Source organism: Bradyrhizobium sp. SZCCHNR1017 (genome assembly GCF_032381375.1).
Classification (GTDB): Bacteria; Pseudomonadota; Alphaproteobacteria; order Rhizobiales; family Xanthobacteraceae; genus Bradyrhizobium.
In genome coordinates this window covers 48,035-67,390 of the sequence record NZ_JAUHIR010000015.1, presented here as the reverse complement: position 1 = coordinate 67,390, position 19,356 = coordinate 48,035, and the positions used below count along the sequence as shown (strand labels likewise).

The following is a 19,356-nucleotide window of genomic DNA, read 5'->3' as shown; positions in this document are numbered from 1 at the left end:
AAGGTGCGACGGTGGCGGTCAGAACCGCTCAGGCCGCAACAGCGCGTAGGTGAGGTAGATCAGAAGGCCGAGCGATACCGCGCCGGCGAGCGAATAGTCGAAGATCATGGCTCGTCTCCTAGAGCCGCTCGCAGGCGTAGGTGTAGCCGATCGCCAGGGCGAACAAGCCGGCGGCCAGCGCCAGCATCAGGATGTCCAGCATGGTGTGCTCCTCATGCGCGCGAAAGACGCGCAACGCTTGGAGCGGCCGGGAGCGCCGCTGCGGCCACGGTCCGTTCCATCGCGGACAGATGGCATCCGACCTCATAGGTTTTCGAGACAGCACTGCCGACAGAGTTATAGGAATCTCATAAAGACCGCGGCGTTCTCCCGCCCCCCGGCAGAACCGCGCGGCCGCAGCCGCATATGAACCGGCCATGCCGCCGAGGCGTCTTTATGCGCCGGCTATTTCTTCCCGCCTTCGCCCCTCTCGCATTCCTACGCCGCCGTCGACCACATTGCCGATCAAGGCCCATCGGGCCATCGCTCACTGACGACGGGAGGCCGGCATGGCTGCCTTGACGACACGACCGGATGTGCCCGAGCGGGTACAACTCGCGCAGACCACGACGGCGATGCTGACGGCCCTGCTTGGCGAAGACGAGGGCGTCTCACCGTTGTCGGCGCGAGGGCGACGCCGGCTGCGGATCGCACGATTGCTGGAGACCGACGCGCGGATCGATGCCGCGCTGGAGCTGGTCGCGCTGCAATTGCCACGATGGCAGCTCCGGCGCATCGCCTATGATGACGGCGAATGGCACTGCGCATTGTCGCAACAACGCGAATTGCCGGACTGGCTCGATCATTGTGTCGAAGCCCGCCACGCCGATCTCGCCCTCGCCATTCTCCACGCAGCCGCCGAGGCCCGCCGTCTCGAGCCCGGCGTCTCGCAGACTGACGCAAGGCGCGGCGTCCAGGCCGAACCGGGGCTTGCCGACCTGCTCTGCTGCGACAACTTCTGAGCCGGTGTTACCTGCTCGACGCTGATCTCCACCGACAAGCCCGCTGAGCGTCCGGCGGCCAGGGTCCTGCTGCGAGTTGTGCTGCGACTAGCAATCCTCATCCTGTTCGCCACGTTCGGCCGCATCGGCTTCGGTCGCAGCCTCGCCGCCCTGCTCTGGATGACCATGATCCTGTGTGCCATGCTTGCGGTGCTGCGCCGCAAGGGCGTGTTCGCCGCGGGCCTGAACCATTGGGACGAGATGATCGGCTACACCGCGCTCTTTTGCGCGACGATGGCGCTGATCCAGTCGTCCGGAAACCAAGCCTCTGCGCCGCAAAAAAAGGGGCGGCCGATCCGGCCGCCCCGCTTGTCTCATCGCCGATCGGTCAGAAGATCTTGACCGCGCTTTCCAACGTCTTCCAGACACCCCATGCCAGCGGCACGCCGACAAAGGCCCAGAACAGGGCGGCCTTGACGTCGAGACCGCCCTTGCCGATGCCGAACGACCCGTGCTGGATCGCCGACTCGTTCTTGGCGAGCTCCGCCTGGTACTTCGCGACTTCGTCCGCGCTCATGTTCCACTTGTCATCGACGGGCTTGATCAAGAAGTTGCAGATCAGGCCGGCGAGCAGCATGGCGCAGAGAATATACATCGTCGTGTTGTACAGCTGGTCGCGCGGCACGCCGGCGGCAAGCTGGAACTCGCGGATGTAGTTGACGACCACCGGACCGATGATGCCGGCCGTCGCCCAGGCCGTCAGCAGACGGCCGTGGATGGCGCCCACGAACTGGGTGCCGAACAGGTCGGCCAGATAGGCAGGCACCGTCGCGAAGCCGCCGCCATACATCGAGAGGATGATGGCGAAGGCCGCCACGAACAACAGCTTCGAACCCATCGCTGCGAAGGTCGGCGCCAGCGCATAGAGCACGATGCCGATCAGGAAGAAGCAGTAATAGGTGTTCTTGCGGCCGATGTGGTCCGACAGCGACGCCCAGAAGAAGCGGCCGCCGATGTTGAACAACGACAACAGGCCGGCAAAGCCTGCCGCGATGCCCGCGATCGCGGCCTTCTGGCCGGCGTCGAGCTGGTTGAAGCTGACGTCGGGCAAACCGATCAGCTTGCCGGCGAAGATCTCCTGCAGCATCGGCGAGGCCATGCCGATCACGCCGATACCGGCCGACACGTTCAAGCAGAGCACCCACCAGACCAGCCAGAACTGCGGAGTCTTGTGCGCGTTGTCGAGGTGCACATGGTGCTCCGAGATCATTGCCTTCTTGACCGCAGGCGGCGTCCAGCCTTCGGGCTGCCAGCCCACCGGAGCGACGCGATAGGCAAAGGCACCGATCATCATGAAGACGAAGTAGATCACGCCCATCGTGACGAAAGTCTCCCAGACACCCACCGAGGTCGGGGTCTTGAAGTAGTTCATCAGCAGGTTGGCGAGCGGAGCACCGATCATCGCGCCGCCGCCGAAGCCCATGATGGCCATGCCGGTCGCCATGCCGCGCCGGTCCGGGAACCATTTCACCAGGGTCGACACCGGCGAGATGTAGCCGAGGCCGAGGCCGATGCCGCCGATGACGCCGGCACCGAGCCACATCATCCAGAGCTGGTGAACATAGATGCCGAGCGCCGCGATCAGGAGGCCACCGCCCCAGCAGCAGGCCGCGACGGCACCCGCCTTGCGCGGTCCGGCCCGCTCGAGCCAGCCGCCCCAGACGGCAGCGGAGCCGCCCAGCAGCACGAAGAACAGGGTGTACATCCAGCCGAGGCTCGCGACCTTCCAGTCGCAGGTCGTCGTGAACAGCTCCTGCACCAGGGTCATGTCCGGGCAGGCCTGGGTCTTGGTCACGCCGATCGCGCGCGACAACGGCAGCCAGAACACCGAGAAGCCATAGGCCATGCCGATGCAGAGATGGATGCACAGCGCAGCCGGAGGAACCAGCCAGCGGTTGAACCCCGCCTTGGCGACCGTGTGCTCACGATCGAAGATCCCCGCCTGCGCGCCCGGGAGCGTGCCCGCGCTTTCAATGGTAGCCATGCATCCCTCCCCTACGGACTCTCGTCCAACGCAACAACGTCATGTTCTGTCCCCTTGATCAGAATCAATACGCCCACTCACCCCGCCCGCTATCGCGTACCAGAGCAGTCTCGCAACGCACAAACGCTCATCACTGCCTCGATGCGCATAACACCCCACCCGAGACGTTATGCCCTCACCATTCTTGTGCCGCTTCTTGTGCCGCTGTTCTGCCTGGCCCGCTCCCCAGCGGGCATGACTCGCCCCCCGCAACCTCCGCGGAAGCGCCCCAATTGGTGCAGAACCGAGGCAAATTGTCGATAGTAAAATGGTAATAATCGGTCAATCTTGGTGGATTGATCGCACTGCAGCGCGAATGTGTTGCTAGCACACACACAAATTCACGTGCAACCAACGCGACCGCCACTCCCGGCTGTAGTCATGTTGCTCTCGATTACTTTCTCGACGCGTCACGACCATACCTGATGAAATCAACTAATAAGATGGGCCGACCATCAGCATGCACGCGCTCGCGGAAACGTGAAGAAGAACAACTTGTCCTTGCCTTGCAACAGCGTCGCAAGCCTGGACTGAGAACGCGGCATTGTTGTGAGCTCGGGTTGGCGCCGCTGCGACGATAGGAAGCAGCGCGATCTCTTGACAGTCCGACCAAGACCGCGCGCGAACTACGTAGTTCGAGCAACCCGCAGCAGAGGATGTTCACCGCCGCACGGATCCGGCCGATTCCGCGGCCTTCTCGATCCGAAATAGGATGCCGCGCTCGGTGCGATCGACGCTCTCGACCCGATCTCCGGTCTCCCGGACCAGATTCGGGATGTCGATCACAGCAAGCGGGTCGGTACAGCACACTTCGAGCCGCTCTCCCGCCTTGAGCGTCTGCAGCGCCTTCCGGGTCTTCAGCACCGGCAATGGGCACTTCAGGCCCGTCAGATCCAGCCTCGTCATCATGCGGGCGACCATGGAGAAGCGGTTCCGGCACGTCAACCGGGGCGGCACCATCCTATGGAACTCGGAGCAGGGTTCCTGGGATGCCAGAAGCGATGAGTGCGAGCTCGAGCGAGTTCCATCACGGAACACCAGGTTTGTCGCACAGCGCGAGAACGTCCGCCCGCGGCGTCGCCAGATGTTGGACGAGCGCCGCGATCGCCGGGATGTCGTCGAGATGAACGCGCGGCAACGCCGTCTCGACATCGCCGTCGCTGGCGAGCCCGACAATGCCTGGATCGTCGGGAAACAGCAGCGGCTTGCCATTGGCCGTGCGATGCACCTCGATGCGCCGATGCGGCCCGGCCTTGTACCCTTCGATGACGACCAGATCGACGGGAGACAATTTCGCCAGAAGCTCCGCGAGTGCCGGCTCCCTTGCGCCGCGCAGCTCGTGCATCAGCGCCCAGCGCGTGCCCGACGCGACGAGGACCTCCTCGGCCCCGGCCTCGCGATGCCGCCACGAATCCTTACCCGGGACGTCGACGTCGAACTTGTGATGGGCGTGCTTGATCACCGAGACGCGCAGTCCCTGCCCCCTGAGATGAGGAATCAGCCGCGTCAGCAGCGTGGTCTTGCCGGCGCCGCTCCAGCCGGCGAGGCCGATGACTTTCATCGCGGTCTCCAGAAAGGCCCCGGCGTTTTTCGCACAGCCAGGAGCGCGGGATCGATCGATGGCCCGAAGGCCCCGTGGAACGCCACGTCCACTCTTGGCGATGTCATGCCAGCAGCCCCATGGACCAGGCAAGGGCCGTGGGAGGGCCATGCCGGCATGGCCGCCGGGCAGGCGCAAATGGGTGGATCGCGCGCGGCGCAACACTGACGCCCTGGCAGCAGTCGTGGTAACGAACCCGCGATGACAGCCATGACCTCGACTTCGATCCCCGGCGTGCTGCTCGCCGGCGGTCGCGCGCAGCGGATGGGCGGCGGCGACAAGCCATTGCGCATGGTCGACGGCCGCACCATCCTCGAGCGCGTGATCGCGCGGCTGGCGCCGCAGTGCAGCCGACTGATCCTCAACGCCAATGGCGACCCCGCGCGGTTCGCAGGCAACGGTCTGCCCGTCGTTCCGGATGGCGTCGCAGGCTTCCCGGGCCCGCTCGCCGGCATTCTCGCCGGCCTCGACTGGGTTGCGGCGCACATGCCGGAGGCCCGGTGGATGCTGAGCGCCGCCGGCGACTGCCCATTCCTGCCGCGTGATCTCGTCGCGCGGCTGGCGACAGCGCGGGCGGCCGAGCAGGCCAAGCTGGCGTTGGCGGCGTCCGGCGGACAGATCCACCCGGTGATCGGACTGTGGCCGGTCGGGCTGCGCGAGGATCTCCGGCACGCCCTGGTCGCGGAGGACATCCGGAAGGTCACCCGCTTCACGGCGCGCTACAAGGTCGCGACCGTGAGCTGGCCGACGGTGCCGCTGGATCCGTTCTTCAATGCCAATACCGCAGTCGACCTCGCCGAGGCGGAGCGGCTCGCAGCTCTCGAGGATTGAGGACGCCTGATGGACGCGACAACCATCGTTCGCCGCGCCGTGCTTGCCGTTGCCGCGCTCAATCTCGGATATTTCGGCATCGAGTTCGCCGTGGCGCTGGCGATCGGCTCGGTGTCGCTGTTCGCCGACAGCGTCGACTTTCTGGAGGATGCCTCGGTCAACATCCTGATTGCGCTGGCGCTGCGCTGGAGCGCGCCGCGGCGGGCGCTGCTCGGCAAGGTGCTGGCGCTGATCCTGCTGGCGCCGGCGGTCGCCGGACTGTGGACCGCCGGCGAGAAGTTCTTCACGCCGATCGTACCCGCACCGCTGCCGCTCACCGTGACCGGCCTCGGCGCGCTGATCGTCAATCTCGGCTGCGCGTTGATCCTGGCGCGGGTCAGGGACCACCAGGGCAGCCTCACCCGCGCCGCCTTCCTGTCCGCACGCAACGACGCCTTCGCCAACATCGCGATCATCGCGGTCGGTCTCGTGACCGCCTTTGTGTGGCCCTCGATCTGGCCCGACCTGATCGTGGGCGTCGGTATCGCGCTCATGAATGCGGACGCCGCGCGCGAGGTGTGGGAGGCTGCGCACGAAGAGCAAAAGACCGCCAAGGCCTGAACGGCCGAGAATCCTGCGCGCGCGCGACGACCTCACTGCTTGCGGCATTGCAGCGCACGGGATCGCTCCACCGCTCCGCCGTCCGGCATGATTGACGGCCGCCCTGGATTGATTGCAGATAGGCGGACCGGCCGGCAGAGCCGGAACAAACAACGGCGTCACGCCGCTACCGGTGGAGGACTGATTGCAACTCAGCTGTTTGAAGCGGGCGGCGTGGGCCGCAGCCGCGCTGCTGGTCACGACCGCCGCGCAGGCCGAGATCTCCGACAACGTCGTCAAGATCGGCGTGCTCAGCGACATGAACGGCCCGGCCTCGACGCCGACCGGACAAGGCTCCGTCACCGCGGCGCAGATGGCGGTCGATGATTTCGGCGGCAAGGTGCTGGACAAGCCGATCAGCGTCATCGTCGGCGATCATCAGCTCAAGCCCGACATCGGCGCCGCGATCGCGCGCCGCTGGTACGACACCGAGCAGGTCGATCTCATCGTCGACGTGCCGGTCTCCGCGGTGGGCCTCGCCGTGCAGACCATCGCCACCGAGAAGAAGAAGCTGTTCATCACCCAGTCGACCGGTGCCGCCGATTTTCACGGCAAGTTCTGCTCGCCCTACGCGATGCAATGGGTGTTCGACACCCGCGCACTCGCCACCGGCACGGCGAAGGAGGTCGTCAAGCGCGGCGGCGACAGCTGGTTCTTCATCACCGACGACTACGCCTTCGGCCATTCGCTTGAGCGCGACGCCTCCAGCGTCGTCATCGCCAATGGCGGCAAGGTCGTGGGCGCGGTGCGGCCGCCATTCGCGACGCCCGATCTGTCGTCCTTCATCCTGCAGGCGCAGGCCTCCAAGGCCAAGATCATCGGCATCGCCGCCGGCCCGCCCAACAACATGAACGAGATCAAGACCGCATCCGAGTTCGGCCTGCTCAAGGGAGGCCAGCAGATGGCGGCGCTGCTCGCGCTGGTCACCGACATCCATTCGCTCGGCCTTCCGGCGGCGCAGGGGCTCCTGCTCACCACCTCGTTCTACTGGGACATGGACGACAAGACGCGCGAATGGTCGAAGCGCTATTTCGCCAAGATGAACCGGATGCCGACGATGTGGCAGGCCGGCGTCTATTCCGCCGTCATGCACTATCTCAACGCCATCAAGGCGGCGGGCAGCGACGATCCCCTCGCGGTCGCCGCGAAGATGCGGGACACGCCGGTCGAGGACTTCTTCGCCCGCAACGGCAAGCTGCGAGCCGACAATCTGATGGTGCATGATCTCGTGCTGGCGCAGGTCAAATCGCCGGAGGAGAGCAAATATCCCTGGGACTACTACAAGATCCTCGCGACCATCAAAGGCGATGACGCGTTCGGCCCGCCGGATCCGGCGTGCCCGCTGATCAAGAAGTGACGGCGCACTGAACGATCGGCGGCCGGGGCGACCGGGCCGCCGCATGCGAGCTGAACGACAACAATCAATGGGGGAAGACGAGCATGAAGCTGGCGCGCGCGCTGCTGTTCGGGTTGATCGTCGCGGCGGGACTCGCCGCCAAACCGGGACCGGCGCTCGCCGCCTATCCGGACCGTCCCATCCGCTGGCTGATCGGCTTCGCCCCCGGCGGGCCCGTCGACATCGTCGCCCGCATCATGGCGCAGTGGCTGTCCGACCACCTGGGCCAGCAGGTCGTGGTCGAGAACCGCACCGGCTCGGGCGGCAATATCGCGGCCGCCGCCGCGATCAACTCGCCGCCCGACGGCTATACGCTGCTGTTCGTCGCGCCCAACAACGCGATCAGCACCTCGCTCTACAAGAAGCTGCCCTATGACTTCATCCGTGACACCGTGCCGGTCGCCAGCATCATGCAGCTCACCAACATGCTGGTGGTGAGCAACGACGTACCGGCCAAGACCGTCAAGGAGTTCATCGACTACTGCAAGGGCAACCCGGGCAAGATCGCCTTCGCGTCCTCCGGCAACGGCACCTCGGTGCACATGGCGGCCGAGCTGTTCAAGGCGATGACCAAATGCGACATGCTGCACGTGCCCTATCGCGGCTCGGCGCTGGCCTTTCCCGACATCATCTCCAACAAGGTGCAGTTGATTTTCGACAACCTCCCGACGGCGCTGGAACAGTCGCGCGGCGGCAGCGTCCGCGCGCTCGGCGTCACCTCGCCGCAGCGCTGGCCGACGGTGCCGGACGTGCCCGCGATCGCCGAGACCGTGCCGGGCTACGAATCGGTCGGCTTCTACGGCATTTCGGCGCCCAAGGGCACGCCGCCCGACATCGTCGAGATCCTCAACAAGGCGGTCGGCGAGGCGCTGAAGGACCCCAAGCTGGTGGCGCGTCTCACCGAGACCGGCGGCATCCCGCGCGCGATGACACCGGCAGAGTTCGGCAAGCTGGTCGTCGACGAGACCGAGAAGTGGCGCAAGGTGGTGGAATTCGCCGGGGTTTCGGTGGACTAGCGTCGCGGCGCGCCGGGACAGACCGGCGTCGACGGAAGCGCGCCAAAACAATCGGGCAGCGGCATTGCCGGATGGCTGGCCAGGCTGTAAACGGAGCCCGAGCCGTCGTTGGGGTTCCGACGCCGCGCCGGACAGGCCCGCTCCTGCCCGCCGCCGGCAAGACCTCAGCGTCGCGGGGCCTGTAGCTCAATGGTTAGAGCCGACCGCTCATAACGGTCTGGTTGCAGGTTCGAGTCCTGCCGGGCCCACCAGCAAACTCAGTAACTTACCTGCTCTTATTTTCTCGCGGCGGGCTCACCGCACCAGAAACCGCACCAGATACGTCCACTATTCGTTCGTTTGGAAGCTGCAGGGCTCAGCGTCCACTGGCTCACGCCAGCGTCGGGTAGCCTCGGCGATGTAAGAGAACTCCTGGCCGCAGAGACGCCGCCTTGCCCGACGACAGCATCGTCTCACGCAGCCAGCAGGTGAGCTTTGATTAAGCAAGCCGGGCCACCAGGCCGCATAACCCAGCACGACACGAGGATATCGAGGCGATGTCTACGGTTCGCTTCGCTCAAGATCGCGAGGCGTTCATTCCGATTTGACCCGTCGCAACGCAATGACCGTACCCGATGTCGTCGCCGTTTGCTTGGGAACGGAATCACGCTTCGCGATCTTCTCGACGGCATCGGACAGATAGTCCGGATGATGGTGACCATAGGTATTCAGCAGGACCTCGAGCGACATGCCGAGATAGCCCGCGGCCTGCCAGGGGTCCGCGCCGCGCTGCATCAGCCACGTTGCTGCCGTGTGCCTGAGTGTATGGGGCGATACTCCAGGACCGAGCTCGGCGAGCTTTACAGCGTTCTTGAAGGCGGTTTTGACCGAAGCCACCGGCTTGCCATTGAACTCGACGAAATGCTTGGCCTCCGGATTGATCCGGTGCCAGCGTCGCAAGTGAGCGAGCAGGCGGGAAGGGATCGGAACCGTCGGCTGCCGCTTGTTCGTCTTCGCTACGCCCTGCTTCTGCCGATAGTACCGCCCCCGCTCAAGGTCCACATAAGAGCGCCCTACCGCCGGTATTGGGGACGCTGACGCGATGGCTCCTGCGCGGGTCCCGCTATAGATCCCAATCAGAATGAAGCGAGACAGATGTCTCAGCGGACGTTTCGCCGTTTTGATCTTGATGTCGTCCTCGGGGCGGCGCGATGCCTTCTGCCTTTCGCGATAACGCCAGCACGTCCAGATTAGCTTGGCAGCCTCGCCACGAGTGAGCCACCTGTCCCGGGGCTGCCCCTTCTCCGGCAATGAGACCTTGACAATCTCGCGATGAAATCCCTCGGCAGCATGATGGCCAATGGCGGCGCGCAGATCCTCCAGATCTCGCCGGGCGCCGCCCCGATTGCAGCGCTGCTTCCTATACGCGCGACACTCTTCGCCGTTGACCTCGCCGAGCGTCTTAGCGCCCCACCAGTCGTTCAATCGTTCAATCCGCTTCTTGAACTTCCTGATCGCCGGCACCGTGTCCTCAGCCTGACCGTCCACCGCGAAGCGGTCCCGCAATTTTTGGAGCTGAGCATCGATATAAACCGAGAGGACATCTGCGATCGGGATGTCGTCGATATGCCTCACGCGCCGCTTCGGCGTATATTTGGACGCTATGTATTCTTTGAGCTTCTTCTCGGCTGCTGCAACCTCATCCGCAGCGCAGCCTGTGCTGACATCCCGACCGTTGTCTCTGATGATCCAGGTCGCTCGGTGGGTGATCCTCCCGCGCTTGTCCCGACGGGCGGCCTTGAGCTGGAGTCGAGCTCCCTTGCTTCGTCGCGGCATAGCTCTCGCATCCGTTCAATGTGAGCCAGCGTCGTAAATTCCTTGCCGGCAATTCTCTCGATGATCAGCCGATTACGGTCGCGCTCCCGCCGCAGACCTGCAACTGTCATTCCTCCCAGAGGAAACGCGATCTTCACGGCATCGGCAAGGCGAAGGGGCGTGTCAGGCGCAATTTTCGGTTGCGGACGATCTGCCATCAGGATTCTTCAGAGCTAGAACGCGAGCTAGCACCAAACTAGCTGGAGCCCGACGCTGAAGGAATTGATAAGCCAAGGCTGGCGTGCAACGAAGTGTGCACGCGCGCAATCGGATAGCGCAGCGAAAACAAAAGACCTGCGCTTCAGCCGCGCCCTGCTGCAAATAGAAATTCGCGGCGGCGCCCCCCCGTTCCTCAGGGCCAGCAGGCGCTGCCACTTGTCGAATTGCCGCGGGATTGCGGCCTGCTGAGTTACCGCAACAGCGTGGCACCGCCCCACGCTCGTCCCGTCAGCCTCGTTTACTCTCGTGAAACAGTTCAGCCAGCGTCGCATCTAACGCGATGGCCACTCGGCTTAACGTATCGAGCCGAACATCGAGCTTACCCGCCTCCAGCTCGCTGATCAGCGCCTGCCGGAGACCAGCCGCATTAGCCAGTTCCTCCTGAGTCAAGCCCCTATCTAGCCGAAAACGCCGCAAATTGCGCGCCAGTATCTGCCGCGCGGCATGAATGTCCCGCCGAACCATGAGGGCAAGAGACACATTGGAAGCTCTTGCCATCCATACGTAATAACGTATATTCCGATCGATATCCTCAGAGCGGAAGACCTCTCGGGTGAGCGGATGCAGACTTTCAAGTGTGCAACGCCGCGACCGAAGCTGATTGTGAGCGAGAAGTGCGATGCCAAGCAGTCCTTCCGAGCGGACAATTGCGGTGACAGCGATCGAGCACAACAACAAGGAGGCCGAGGGCCAGCACAACGTGTCTGCAACAGCGTCAATACCAGCGTGAGCGAATATTAGCCACCATCGAAACACCAGGGACCAAGCCGGTGGCGGCTTTGAGGCTGTGTGCTGCGCAAACGGTTCTGTCGGAGCTCAAATGGACACGCGAATCTCGTTCAATAGTCTCGACTCTGTGACGTCGTCGGACCCAGACGCCAGTCTCTCGGCTCTCGAGGAACAGTTTGTTGCGCTGGCGACAGAACTCGATCGTGACGCTCCCGACCTATCTAAGCGAGCTGACGAGTACGTTACGGCATATGACGAGGCGCTGCTGGCCCGTCTTGATCCCATCGAACGGGCGATCATGGAAACTCCTGCTCACACGGTGAAAGGCCTGAGCATAAAGGCCCGTCATTTAGCCTACGTCCTGTCGGAGTATTGGGAAGCTCCGATCGATCAAATCGAGTGGCAAGGGCGAGCGGTACGTCTACTCGTTGAGGCGATCTGTAAGATTGCGCACGCGCCTGTGCACATTCGTCAGTCGAATTCCAGCGAATAGCGCCGCTCTGTCCTGGCCTTCGGGCAACGGAGGCGTGGCGAATATCTGCAAGGCGACTGGCTGTGCATGAGCTTAGCGCCGCAGCTAAATAACTGACAGAACGAGAATTTTGGAAGATCCCCCATCAACGGGGGACGGAGAGTGGGGACGGTAGCGCGCGACAAATCGTGATCATCACGCCTGATCATGCCCATTCACCGGCGACCGTCCTGGCGTACGGCAGGACACCGTGTTTCTCTTGTCCCACGCGTCGAGTTCACCTATCGGATATAGGACCGCTTTCCCGATTTTGACGAAGGCCGGCCCAACGCGCATTGCTCGCCAGTTCCGGATTGTTCCGACGCTCACTGCGCCACGGTAGCGATCCGAGACTTCCTCCGGTGTCAGGTATTTTCGATCCTCCATTGCATCACTCCCGATCACGCGACCATGAATGCAGTATTTTCCGGTCCCAACGGCGTTCGATAGCCAGACGCACTCGTGGATAGTGAAAGAGAAAGCGAACGGCGGTACAAAGGCGTATCGTCCACTTCGATCTAGCGTCGCGATGTCCGGTGTGCTCAAGAAACCGCATCTCATTTCGATGAGTGATATCGTCAGCTTCAGGCCAGAAGCACACCTCAGCGATCGATTGACGGGTCGTAAAGCTGCGCTCTCACTCCGGCAGGCCCGCCAGCCGCAGCCCCTTCTTGAACGTAGCCCGATGCTCAGGCCGCTGGATCGGTATCCAATTCTCCAGATCGGACATCCGAAACGCGGGATGCAGCTTGAGCAAATGCGCGGCTGCGTCTTTCGCCTGCTCCATCCGCCCGGCAAGCGCGTGCGACGCGATGATGATCAGCACGACGAACCCTGAACTCGGCAATTGCCGGAACGATCGTTCGGCCCAGGACAGAGCCAGCTCGAAACGCTCCGCGAACAAATGCGCCATCGCCATCCCGGCCTGCATCCGGAACATCTCTGGATCGAGCGGGCTGAATCGCATCGCACGTGTGAAGAAATCGATAGCGCTCTCGGGATCACCGCGCAAAACCCGCAGGAAGCCGCCCAAGAACCAAGCCGCCGCCAGATTGGGGTTGAGCAGCAGCGCCCTGTCGAGCAATGCAACCGCGCCCTCCAGATCACCGGCCAGATGGGCCAGCGTATGCCCCGCGCGGGTCAGCGCGACGGCGTCATCCCTGCCCAATTCGATCGCCGAACGAGCCAGCCGGATCCCTTCGGTGAACTCCAGGGACTGATCGGTCATCCAGCCGTTGATCTTTCGCAGGCAATAGCACCACGCCGCCATCGCATGGGCCGAGGCAAAACTGGGATCGAGCGAAAGCGCTTTCTGAAACAGAAGCGAAGCCTCGTCGATCGCGTCGCGCGTCCCGCGGTGCAGATGCGGCATCGCGCGCAAATAGTGATCATACGCGCTCAGATTCCCCGTCGGCTTTCGCCGGGCGCGGTCGATTTCCGCGCGCTCGAGTTGTGAGGCGATCACGCCGACGATGCTGGTTGCGATCTGGTCCTGAAGCTCGAAAAGGTCGTCGATCGTCTCTTCAAACCTATCCGCCCACAGATGAGTGCCGGTGGTCGCGTCCACGAGTTGCCCGGTGATGCGTACCCGGTTCGCGGACTGCCGCACACTGCCTTCGACGACGTAGCGCACGCCGAGCTCGCGGCCGACCTGCTGCTCATTCACGGTGCGTCCCTTGTAGGTGAAGCTCGAATTGCGGGCGATCACGAACAGCCAGCCGATCCGCGACAACGCGGTGATGATGTCTTCGACGACGCCGTCCGCAAAATAGTCCTGCCCGGGATCGCCGCTGAGGTTACGAAACGGCAGCACCGCGACGGAGGGAGCATCCGGGAGTGACAGCGTCGGCCGCTGGTCGCCCGCCGAAGAATGCGATCGGGCGTCTACGGCGGTGGCGGACACCTCGTCCTGCCGGACCTGCCCGATGAAGCGCATTCCCTTGCGCGAAATCGTCCGGATCAGGCGCTGCTCCTTGCCGCTATCTCCGACTGCCCGGCGCACGGCGTTGACGTGACTCGTCAATGTCGATTCGGAGACGATGCGACCCTGCCAGACGGCGGTCAGCAGATCGTCCCGTGTCACAACCTGATCCCTATTACAAACCAGGTAGAGCAGAAGGTCGAAAACTTTCGGCCCGACCGCGACGAGCTGCGAGCCACGGGTCAGCTCGCGCCGCTCAGCATCCAGGCAAAAATCTTCGAACAGGAAACGCAAAGCCGCTCCGCTTGGACGACAATCCAATGAGAATTGAAGGCCGATTCAGCCCGTCCGCAAGGCTTTCCTGCCCGCATCAGCTCATCCTCGCCGTCGCAATAAGGCCGTCTCCGGCTGGAAAAGTCGAGGAAAATCAGCATGAAGATCGTTGTCGTCGGGGGCACAGGCCGGATCGGGACCAAGCTTGCCGGCTTGCTGCGCCGCAAGGGGCACGATGTCGTTCAGGCCTCCCCCCGCACGGGTGTCGACGCCGTCACCGGTGACGGGCTCGACCTCGCGCTGTCGGGCGCGGACGTTGTCGTCGATGTCGCCAATTCACCGTCGTTCGAGGACGGCGCGGTTCTGGAATTCTTCACGAGGTCCACCCGCAATGTCCTTGCGGCCGAAATCGCCGCGCGCGTACAGCACCACGTCACACTGTCCATCGTCGGGACCGATCGCCTTCCGGATTGCGGTTACTTCCGCGGCAAGCTCGCCCAAGAGCGTCTGATCCGGAATTCGGGGCGTCGTTACAGCATCCTCCGCGCCACACAGCTTTACGAATTTGCCGACGATATCGTCGCGACCTCCACGCATGGACAAGTCGCCCGGCTGTCGCCGGCGCTGTTTCAGCCGGTCGCCGCGGACGATGTCGCTGCCGCGCTGGCCGCCGTGACGCTGGCCCCGCCGACCGACGGCATCATCGAACTGGCCGGCCCGGAGCAGCTCAGCCTCGACGACTTCGGCCGCAGATACCTCGCCGCGATCAACGACCCGCGCAAGGTCGTCGCCGATATCCACGCCCGCTATTTCGGCGCGGAGCTGGACGACCGATCGCTCACGCCGGGCGACCATCCGCGGCTCGGCGTCATCCGCTTCGCCGATTGGCTTTCCTCCCTTCGCCAGTAACGCAGCGCGGCCGGCGGTGCTCTCCGGCAACCGCCACGCGGCTCCTCGTGCGAGATGAACATGACCAAGGCTGTTCCACACGATCTTGAGGGAGAGGAGACGGCGGCAGCGCCCGAACCGCGCGAAGCCGCTCGCCCGTCGGCCAACCGCCCTCTCGCGGACGCCGAGATGGCCCGCGTGCTCGGCACCGAGCCATTTCGCATGGCACTGGACGCGACCGGCGGCGGGGTGACGCACTGGAAGCACGACCCGCTCCACGACGTCGTCGAGCCGATGACCCACCACGTCATCATGGCCTACAACGGCGTGGTTCAGCGCATGGAGCGGCGGTCGGGACGTTTCGTCTCGGCGGGCATGTTTCGTCCCGGCGTCGTGATCATCATTCCCGAGGGCGCGAGCTCGCGATGGGACATCCCGAAGCCGGTCGATGTCGTGCAGCTCTATCTTCCGCACAGCACGCTAGTGCGTGTGGCCGACGAAGCCGAAACCAACAGGCCGGCCGATCTCCTGGAACGGACCGCGCATCCCGACCCGATCACGTCCCGCCTGCTGCTGAGCGCGGCGGACGTCCTGGAAGGCAGCGAGGCCCTGGATTCGCTGTTCAGACAGCAACTCACCGACCTCCTCGCCACGCGTCTGCTGGCCGCGCACACCGGCGCGCCGACCGCGGTCCAGCCCATCGTCGGCGGTCTGGCGCCGAGAGTGCTGATGCGCGCCATCGAGCGGCTTCGCTCCGAGAGCGACGCGGACGTCTCGCTTGCGGCGCTCGCCGCGGACGCCGGCCTGTCGCGCTTCCATTTCTGCCGCGCCTTCAAGGAAAGCACCGGGCTCTCGCCGCACGCCTGGCTCCGCCAGCGCCGGCTCGAGCAGGCGATGCAGATGCTGCGCGACCCGGACGTGTCCGTCGTCACGGTCGCGGCCGCGCTCGGCTACGCCTCGCAGACCGCGTTTGCTGCTGCATTCAAGCGGCTGACCGGGGACACCCCTACCGATTGGCGCCGGCGGGCGCGTTAGCAGCAATTGCTCTTTAGTCGCCGCAACCGCGCTGGGGCACCAGCACACAGGGTTCGTTAGATCATCATCGTGTCCAAGCCCACCAATCGGAGATGACCAATGCCCTTGAACAAGCCGCTCAATCGGATTGCGAACACCACGCGCCGGAAGATCCTCGCGACCTCGGTGATGTCCGCGGTCTCGCTCAGCGTCCGTTCCACGACCGCGATCGGCGAGGAGTCAAGAAGCTCGACCTTCGCCGCGCAAGCGGTGGATCCGACGGCGTTCGTAACGACCAAAGACGGCGTGAAGATCTTCTACAAGGACTGGGGGCCGAAATCGGGTCAGCCGATCGTCTTCCATCACGGCTGGCCGCTCTCGTCCGACGACTGGGACACTCAGATACTGCATTTCGTCGGCAAGGGGTTTCGCGTGATCGCCCATGACCGCCGCGGTCACGGCCGTTCGAGCCAAGTCGGCGAAGGCCACGACATGGATCACTACGCGGCCGATGCTGCCGCGGTCGTCGACCATCTGGACCTGCGAAATGCGGTCCATGTCGGACATTCCACCGGCGGCGGCGAAGCCGCGCGCTACGTCGCGCGTCACGGCCGCGGCCGTGTCGCGAAGCTCGTGCTGATCAGCGCCGTGCCGCCGCTGATGGTCAAGACGGAGAACAATCTCGGCGGCTTGCCGATCGCCGTTCTCGACGATGTGCGCCGGCAGCTCGCCGCCGGCCGGGCGCAGTTCTATCTGGAATTCGCGAGCGGTCCGTTCTTTGGCTACAACCGCCCCGGTGCCACGGCGTCGCAGGCCGTGATCTGGAACTGGTGGCGTCAGGCCATGAGCGGCGGCGCCAAGGCGCATCTCGACGGCATCAAGGCGTTCTCCGAAACCGACTTCACCGAAGACCTCAAGGCCATCGCGGTGCCGACCCTCGTCCTGCACGGCAGCGACGACCAGATCGTGCCCGTCGCGGACTCGGCGCCGCTTTCGGCGAAATTGCTGAAGAACAGCTCGCTGAAAATCTACGACGGCCTGCCGCACGGCATCTGTACCACCCATGCAGCGATCGTGAATGCCGACCTGTCGGCCTTCATCGCCGGCTGATCCTCTGCATCGATCCAATCCAATCACAGGAGACACAAAATGCGACTGGTCGTCATCGGTGCCGGCTTCGCCGGTATGTATGCGGCATTGTCCGCCGCCCGGCTGCGCGACATCCACGGCGTTTCGCCCGAGGCGCTGGAGATCGCGCTGATCGCCCCGGAGCCGACCTTGGTTGTCCGTCCGCGGCTCTACGAACCAAACCCCGAAACGCTGACGGCGCCGCTGCTGGATGTGCTCAAGGCGATCGACGTGGTCTATGTGCAGGGCACCGCCGAGGCGATCGATGCTGCGGCGCGCGAAGTGAGCATAGCGGCACCCGGGGGCAAACGAACGCGGCTCGCCTACGATCGCCTGGTCGTGGCCACCGGCAGCCGGCTGTTTCGTCCGAGCATTCCCGGCCTTGCCGAGTACGGTTTCAGCGTCGACTCGCTGGACGACGCGGTGGCCCTCGACAGGCACCTGCACGGACTGGCCGGCCGGCCGGCCGGGAATGGCCGCGACACGGTCGTCGTCGCCGGCGGCGGGTTCACGGGCATCGAGGCAGCCACCGAGATGCCCGCGCGGCTCCGCGCCATTCTCGGCCCCGATGCGCGGCCGCGCGTCGTCATCGTCGAGCGCAATCCGGTCATCGCCCCCGACATGGGCGAAACCGCGCGTCCCGTCATCGAGAACGCATTGAAGCGGATCGGTGTGGAGACATGGCTGGGAGTCGGCGTTGCGTCGCTCGACCAGTCCGGCGTGACCTTGTCGGGTGGCGAGCGCATCGCAGCCGAGACCGTGATCTGGGCTGCCGGCATGCGTGCCGCGCCCCTGACCGCGCAGATTCCAGCCGAGCGCGACAGTTTCGGCCGGCTGCTGGTCGACCGCGACTTGCGCGTGCCGAGCGCGGCGGGCATCTTCGCGACCGGCGACGCTGCGCGCGCCGCCTGTGATGATGCCGGCAACTACGCGCTAATGTCGTGCCAGCACGCCACGCGGATGGGCGCTTTCGCCGGCAATAACGCTGCCGCCGAACTGCTCGGCGTTCCGACCGCGCCTTATCACCAGGCGGCCTACGTCACCTGCCTCGATCTCGGCGAGGCCGGCGCTTTGTTTACACGCGGCTGGGATCGGACGATCGAGATGGTCGGCGACCAGGCGAAGAAGACCAAACGCGAGATCAACACCGTCTGGATCTACCCGCCGCTTGCCGAACGTGCCGCCGCGCTCGCCTCCGCCGATCCGGAACGCGTCACCGATCTCTGACCGCCTCACCGAACGAGCCGGACGTCTTCAGGGATGAAACCAGCCTTCAATAACCTGCAACAGGAGACCAACATGAATCTGCAAAACACCTCACACCTTGTCACACCGAAGCCGGATGAACTGGTGCCGTCGCGCTATGCCCTGAAGGTCGGCGAGATCGACGTGCTGGTGATCAGCGACGGGGTGCTCCCGCTGCCGACCACGATGCTCGGGCACAACGCTGCGCCGTCGGCGCGGGCCGCTTGGTTCAAGGACATGTTCCTGCCGACCGACGCCTTCGATTGGGCCCTGAATGCCGTCGTCGTCCGGAGCGGCGGCAAGACCATCCTGATCGACGCAGGGCTCGGGTCGGATCCCGACCTGAACCTGCCGCGGGCCGGACAGCTGATCAAACGCCTCGACGCCGCCGGCATCGATCTCGCGTCCGTCACCGACGTCGTGCTGACCCATATGCACATGGATCACGTCGGCGGCCTGCTGGTCGAGGGCGTGAAAGACCGGCTGCGGCCGGACCTGCAGATCCATGTTGCGGCCGCCGAAGTCGAATTCTGGCGGGCGCCGGATTTCTCGCGAACGGCGATGCCGGAAGGCTTCCCGGACGCGCTGCGCGCAGCCGCGAAGCGCTTCGCGAGGGAGTACCACAACCAGATCCGGCAGTTCGACGAGGAGCACGAAGTCGCGCCGGGCATCGTCGTCCGCCGCACCGGCGGTCACACTCCGGGACACAGCATCGTCCGCCTGACGTCCGGCGGCGAAGCGATGACCTTCGCGGGCGACGCCGTGTTCACGGTCGGCTTCGACCATCCCGACTGGCACAACGGCTTCGAGCACGACCCGGACGAGGCAACGCGCGTTCGCGAGGGATTGCTGCGGGACTTGGCGAAGACGGGCGAGCTACTGGTCGCCACCCATATGCCGTTCCCGTCCATCGGACGCGTCGGGCGCGAAGGTAACGTGTTTCGGTTCGTGCCGATCTACTGGGACTACTAATCGTTCACCGGATTGAAGCCGGGCTGCGGCGCAGGACATCACCAACGGAGTGTGCCT

The 19,356-nt window shown here is 64.5% G+C and carries 20 protein-coding genes and 1 tRNA gene; 13 read left to right on the top strand and 8 right to left on the bottom strand.

Annotation, left to right across the window (positions count from 1 at the left end; translation table 11 throughout):
- Window positions 1–18 precede the first annotated feature (18 nt).
- Entirely contained in the window at window positions 19–108 is a 90-nt protein-coding gene (locus QW863_RS28770) for a K(+)-transporting ATPase subunit F (RefSeq protein ID WP_042340291.1), read from the bottom strand.
- Window positions 109–548: 440 nt separating this feature from the next.
- Here QW863_RS28770 and QW863_RS28765 point away from each other — a divergent pair, with 440 nt between their 5' ends.
- Both QW863_RS28765 and QW863_RS28760 read left to right on the top strand, forming a co-directional pair.
- On the top strand, window positions 549–1,001 hold the full coding sequence (locus QW863_RS28765; protein WP_315717983.1) for a hypothetical protein: 453 nt from the start codon (window positions 549–551) through the stop codon (window positions 999–1,001).
- Window positions 1,002–1,079: 78 nt separating this feature from the next.
- A complete protein-coding gene (locus QW863_RS28760; protein ID WP_315717982.1) occupies window positions 1,080–1,382 on the top strand; it encodes a hypothetical protein in 303 nt (100 codons plus the stop codon).
- On the opposite strand, the gene QW863_RS28755 is transcribed toward QW863_RS28760, so the two are convergent.
- The 3 genes from QW863_RS28755 to mobB all read right to left on the bottom strand — a co-directional run bounded on the left by QW863_RS28755 (window position 1,369) and on the right by mobB (window position 4,624).
- Window positions 1,369–3,024 carry an OFA family MFS transporter gene (locus tag QW863_RS28755; RefSeq protein WP_315717981.1) on the bottom strand — a complete coding sequence of 552 codons (1,656 nt, stop codon included), beginning with the start codon at window positions 3,022–3,024 and terminating at the stop codon, window positions 1,369–1,371. The two genes, QW863_RS28760 and QW863_RS28755, sit on opposite strands and share 14 nt — an antisense overlap.
- A 699-nt stretch (window positions 3,025–3,723) precedes the next feature.
- A complete protein-coding gene (locus QW863_RS28750) occupies window positions 3,724–3,984 on the bottom strand; it encodes a sulfurtransferase TusA family protein (protein ID WP_315717979.1) in 261 nt (86 codons plus the stop codon).
- A 106-nt stretch (window positions 3,985–4,090) separates the two neighbouring features.
- Window positions 4,091–4,624: a molybdopterin-guanine dinucleotide biosynthesis protein B gene (gene mobB / locus QW863_RS28745; RefSeq protein ID WP_315717978.1), complete on the bottom strand. Its 534-nt coding sequence runs from the start codon at window positions 4,622–4,624 to the stop codon at window positions 4,091–4,093.
- A gap of 240 nt (window positions 4,625–4,864) precedes the next feature.
- Here mobB and mobA point away from each other — a divergent pair, with 240 nt between their 5' ends.
- The 5 genes from mobA (at window position 4,865) to QW863_RS28720 (ending at window position 8,796) form a co-directional block, all read left to right on the top strand.
- Window positions 4,865–5,494, top strand: coding sequence for a molybdenum cofactor guanylyltransferase MobA (gene mobA, locus QW863_RS28740; RefSeq protein ID WP_315717977.1), 630 nt, complete (start codon window positions 4,865–4,867; stop codon window positions 5,492–5,494).
- A gap of 9 nt (window positions 5,495–5,503) precedes the next feature.
- Complete coding sequence (locus tag QW863_RS28735) at window positions 5,504–6,094, top strand: cation transporter (RefSeq protein ID WP_315717976.1); 591 nt, start codon at window positions 5,504–5,506, stop codon at window positions 6,092–6,094.
- A gap of 184 nt (window positions 6,095–6,278) precedes the next feature.
- A complete protein-coding gene (locus QW863_RS28730) occupies window positions 6,279–7,490 on the top strand; it encodes an ABC transporter substrate-binding protein (RefSeq protein WP_315717975.1) in 1,212 nt (403 codons plus the stop codon).
- Window positions 7,491–7,573: 83 nt separating this feature from the next.
- Complete coding sequence (locus QW863_RS28725) at window positions 7,574–8,545, top strand: tripartite tricarboxylate transporter substrate binding protein (RefSeq protein WP_315717974.1); 972 nt, start codon at window positions 7,574–7,576, stop codon at window positions 8,543–8,545.
- A gap of 175 nt (window positions 8,546–8,720) precedes the next feature.
- Window positions 8,721–8,796, top strand: a tRNA-Ile gene (locus QW863_RS28720).
- A gap of 322 nt (window positions 8,797–9,118) precedes the next feature.
- On the opposite strand, the gene QW863_RS28715 is transcribed toward QW863_RS28720, so the two are convergent.
- Complete coding sequence (locus QW863_RS28715; RefSeq protein WP_315769434.1) at window positions 9,119–10,360, bottom strand: site-specific integrase; 1,242 nt, start codon at window positions 10,358–10,360, stop codon at window positions 9,119–9,121.
- 486 nt (window positions 10,361–10,846) lie between these two features.
- Window positions 10,847–11,098, bottom strand: a complete 252-nt coding sequence (locus QW863_RS28710; RefSeq protein ID WP_315769432.1) for a helix-turn-helix transcriptional regulator — start codon at window positions 11,096–11,098, stop codon at window positions 10,847–10,849.
- A 340-nt stretch (window positions 11,099–11,438) separates the two neighbouring features.
- Between QW863_RS28710 and QW863_RS28705 the strand changes: the two genes are divergently transcribed.
- A complete protein-coding gene (locus QW863_RS28705) occupies window positions 11,439–11,840 on the top strand; it encodes a hypothetical protein (protein WP_315769431.1) in 402 nt (133 codons plus the stop codon).
- Window positions 11,841–12,014: 174 nt separating this feature from the next.
- On the opposite strand, the gene QW863_RS28700 is transcribed toward QW863_RS28705, so the two are convergent.
- Window positions 12,015–12,245: a helix-turn-helix domain-containing protein gene (locus tag QW863_RS28700; protein ID WP_315769464.1), complete on the bottom strand. Its 231-nt coding sequence runs from the start codon at window positions 12,243–12,245 to the stop codon at window positions 12,015–12,017.
- A gap of 250 nt (window positions 12,246–12,495) precedes the next feature.
- Window positions 12,496–14,073 carry a winged helix-turn-helix domain-containing tetratricopeptide repeat protein gene (locus QW863_RS28695; protein ID WP_315769429.1) on the bottom strand — a complete coding sequence of 526 codons (1,578 nt, stop codon included), beginning with the start codon at window positions 14,071–14,073 and terminating at the stop codon, window positions 12,496–12,498.
- A gap of 138 nt (window positions 14,074–14,211) precedes the next feature.
- Here QW863_RS28695 and QW863_RS28690 point away from each other — a divergent pair, with 138 nt between their 5' ends.
- From QW863_RS28690 to QW863_RS28670, 5 genes are all read left to right on the top strand, one after another.
- Window positions 14,212–14,961: an SDR family oxidoreductase gene (locus QW863_RS28690; RefSeq protein WP_315769426.1), complete on the top strand. Its 750-nt coding sequence runs from the start codon at window positions 14,212–14,214 to the stop codon at window positions 14,959–14,961.
- 60 nt (window positions 14,962–15,021) lie between these two features.
- Window positions 15,022–15,975 carry an AraC family transcriptional regulator gene (locus QW863_RS28685; RefSeq protein WP_315769423.1) on the top strand — a complete coding sequence of 318 codons (954 nt, stop codon included), beginning with the start codon at window positions 15,022–15,024 and terminating at the stop codon, window positions 15,973–15,975.
- Window positions 15,976–16,074: 99 nt separating this feature from the next.
- On the top strand, window positions 16,075–17,064 hold the full coding sequence (locus QW863_RS28680) for an alpha/beta hydrolase (protein ID WP_315769421.1): 990 nt from the start codon (window positions 16,075–16,077) through the stop codon (window positions 17,062–17,064).
- Window positions 17,065–17,103: 39 nt separating this feature from the next.
- Complete coding sequence (locus QW863_RS28675) at window positions 17,104–18,309, top strand: NAD(P)/FAD-dependent oxidoreductase (protein WP_315769419.1); 1,206 nt, start codon at window positions 17,104–17,106, stop codon at window positions 18,307–18,309.
- 72 nt (window positions 18,310–18,381) lie between these two features.
- Window positions 18,382–19,299 carry an MBL fold metallo-hydrolase gene (locus tag QW863_RS28670; protein WP_315769417.1) on the top strand — a complete coding sequence of 306 codons (918 nt, stop codon included), beginning with the start codon at window positions 18,382–18,384 and terminating at the stop codon, window positions 19,297–19,299.
- Window positions 19,300–19,356: the final 57 nt, after the last annotated feature.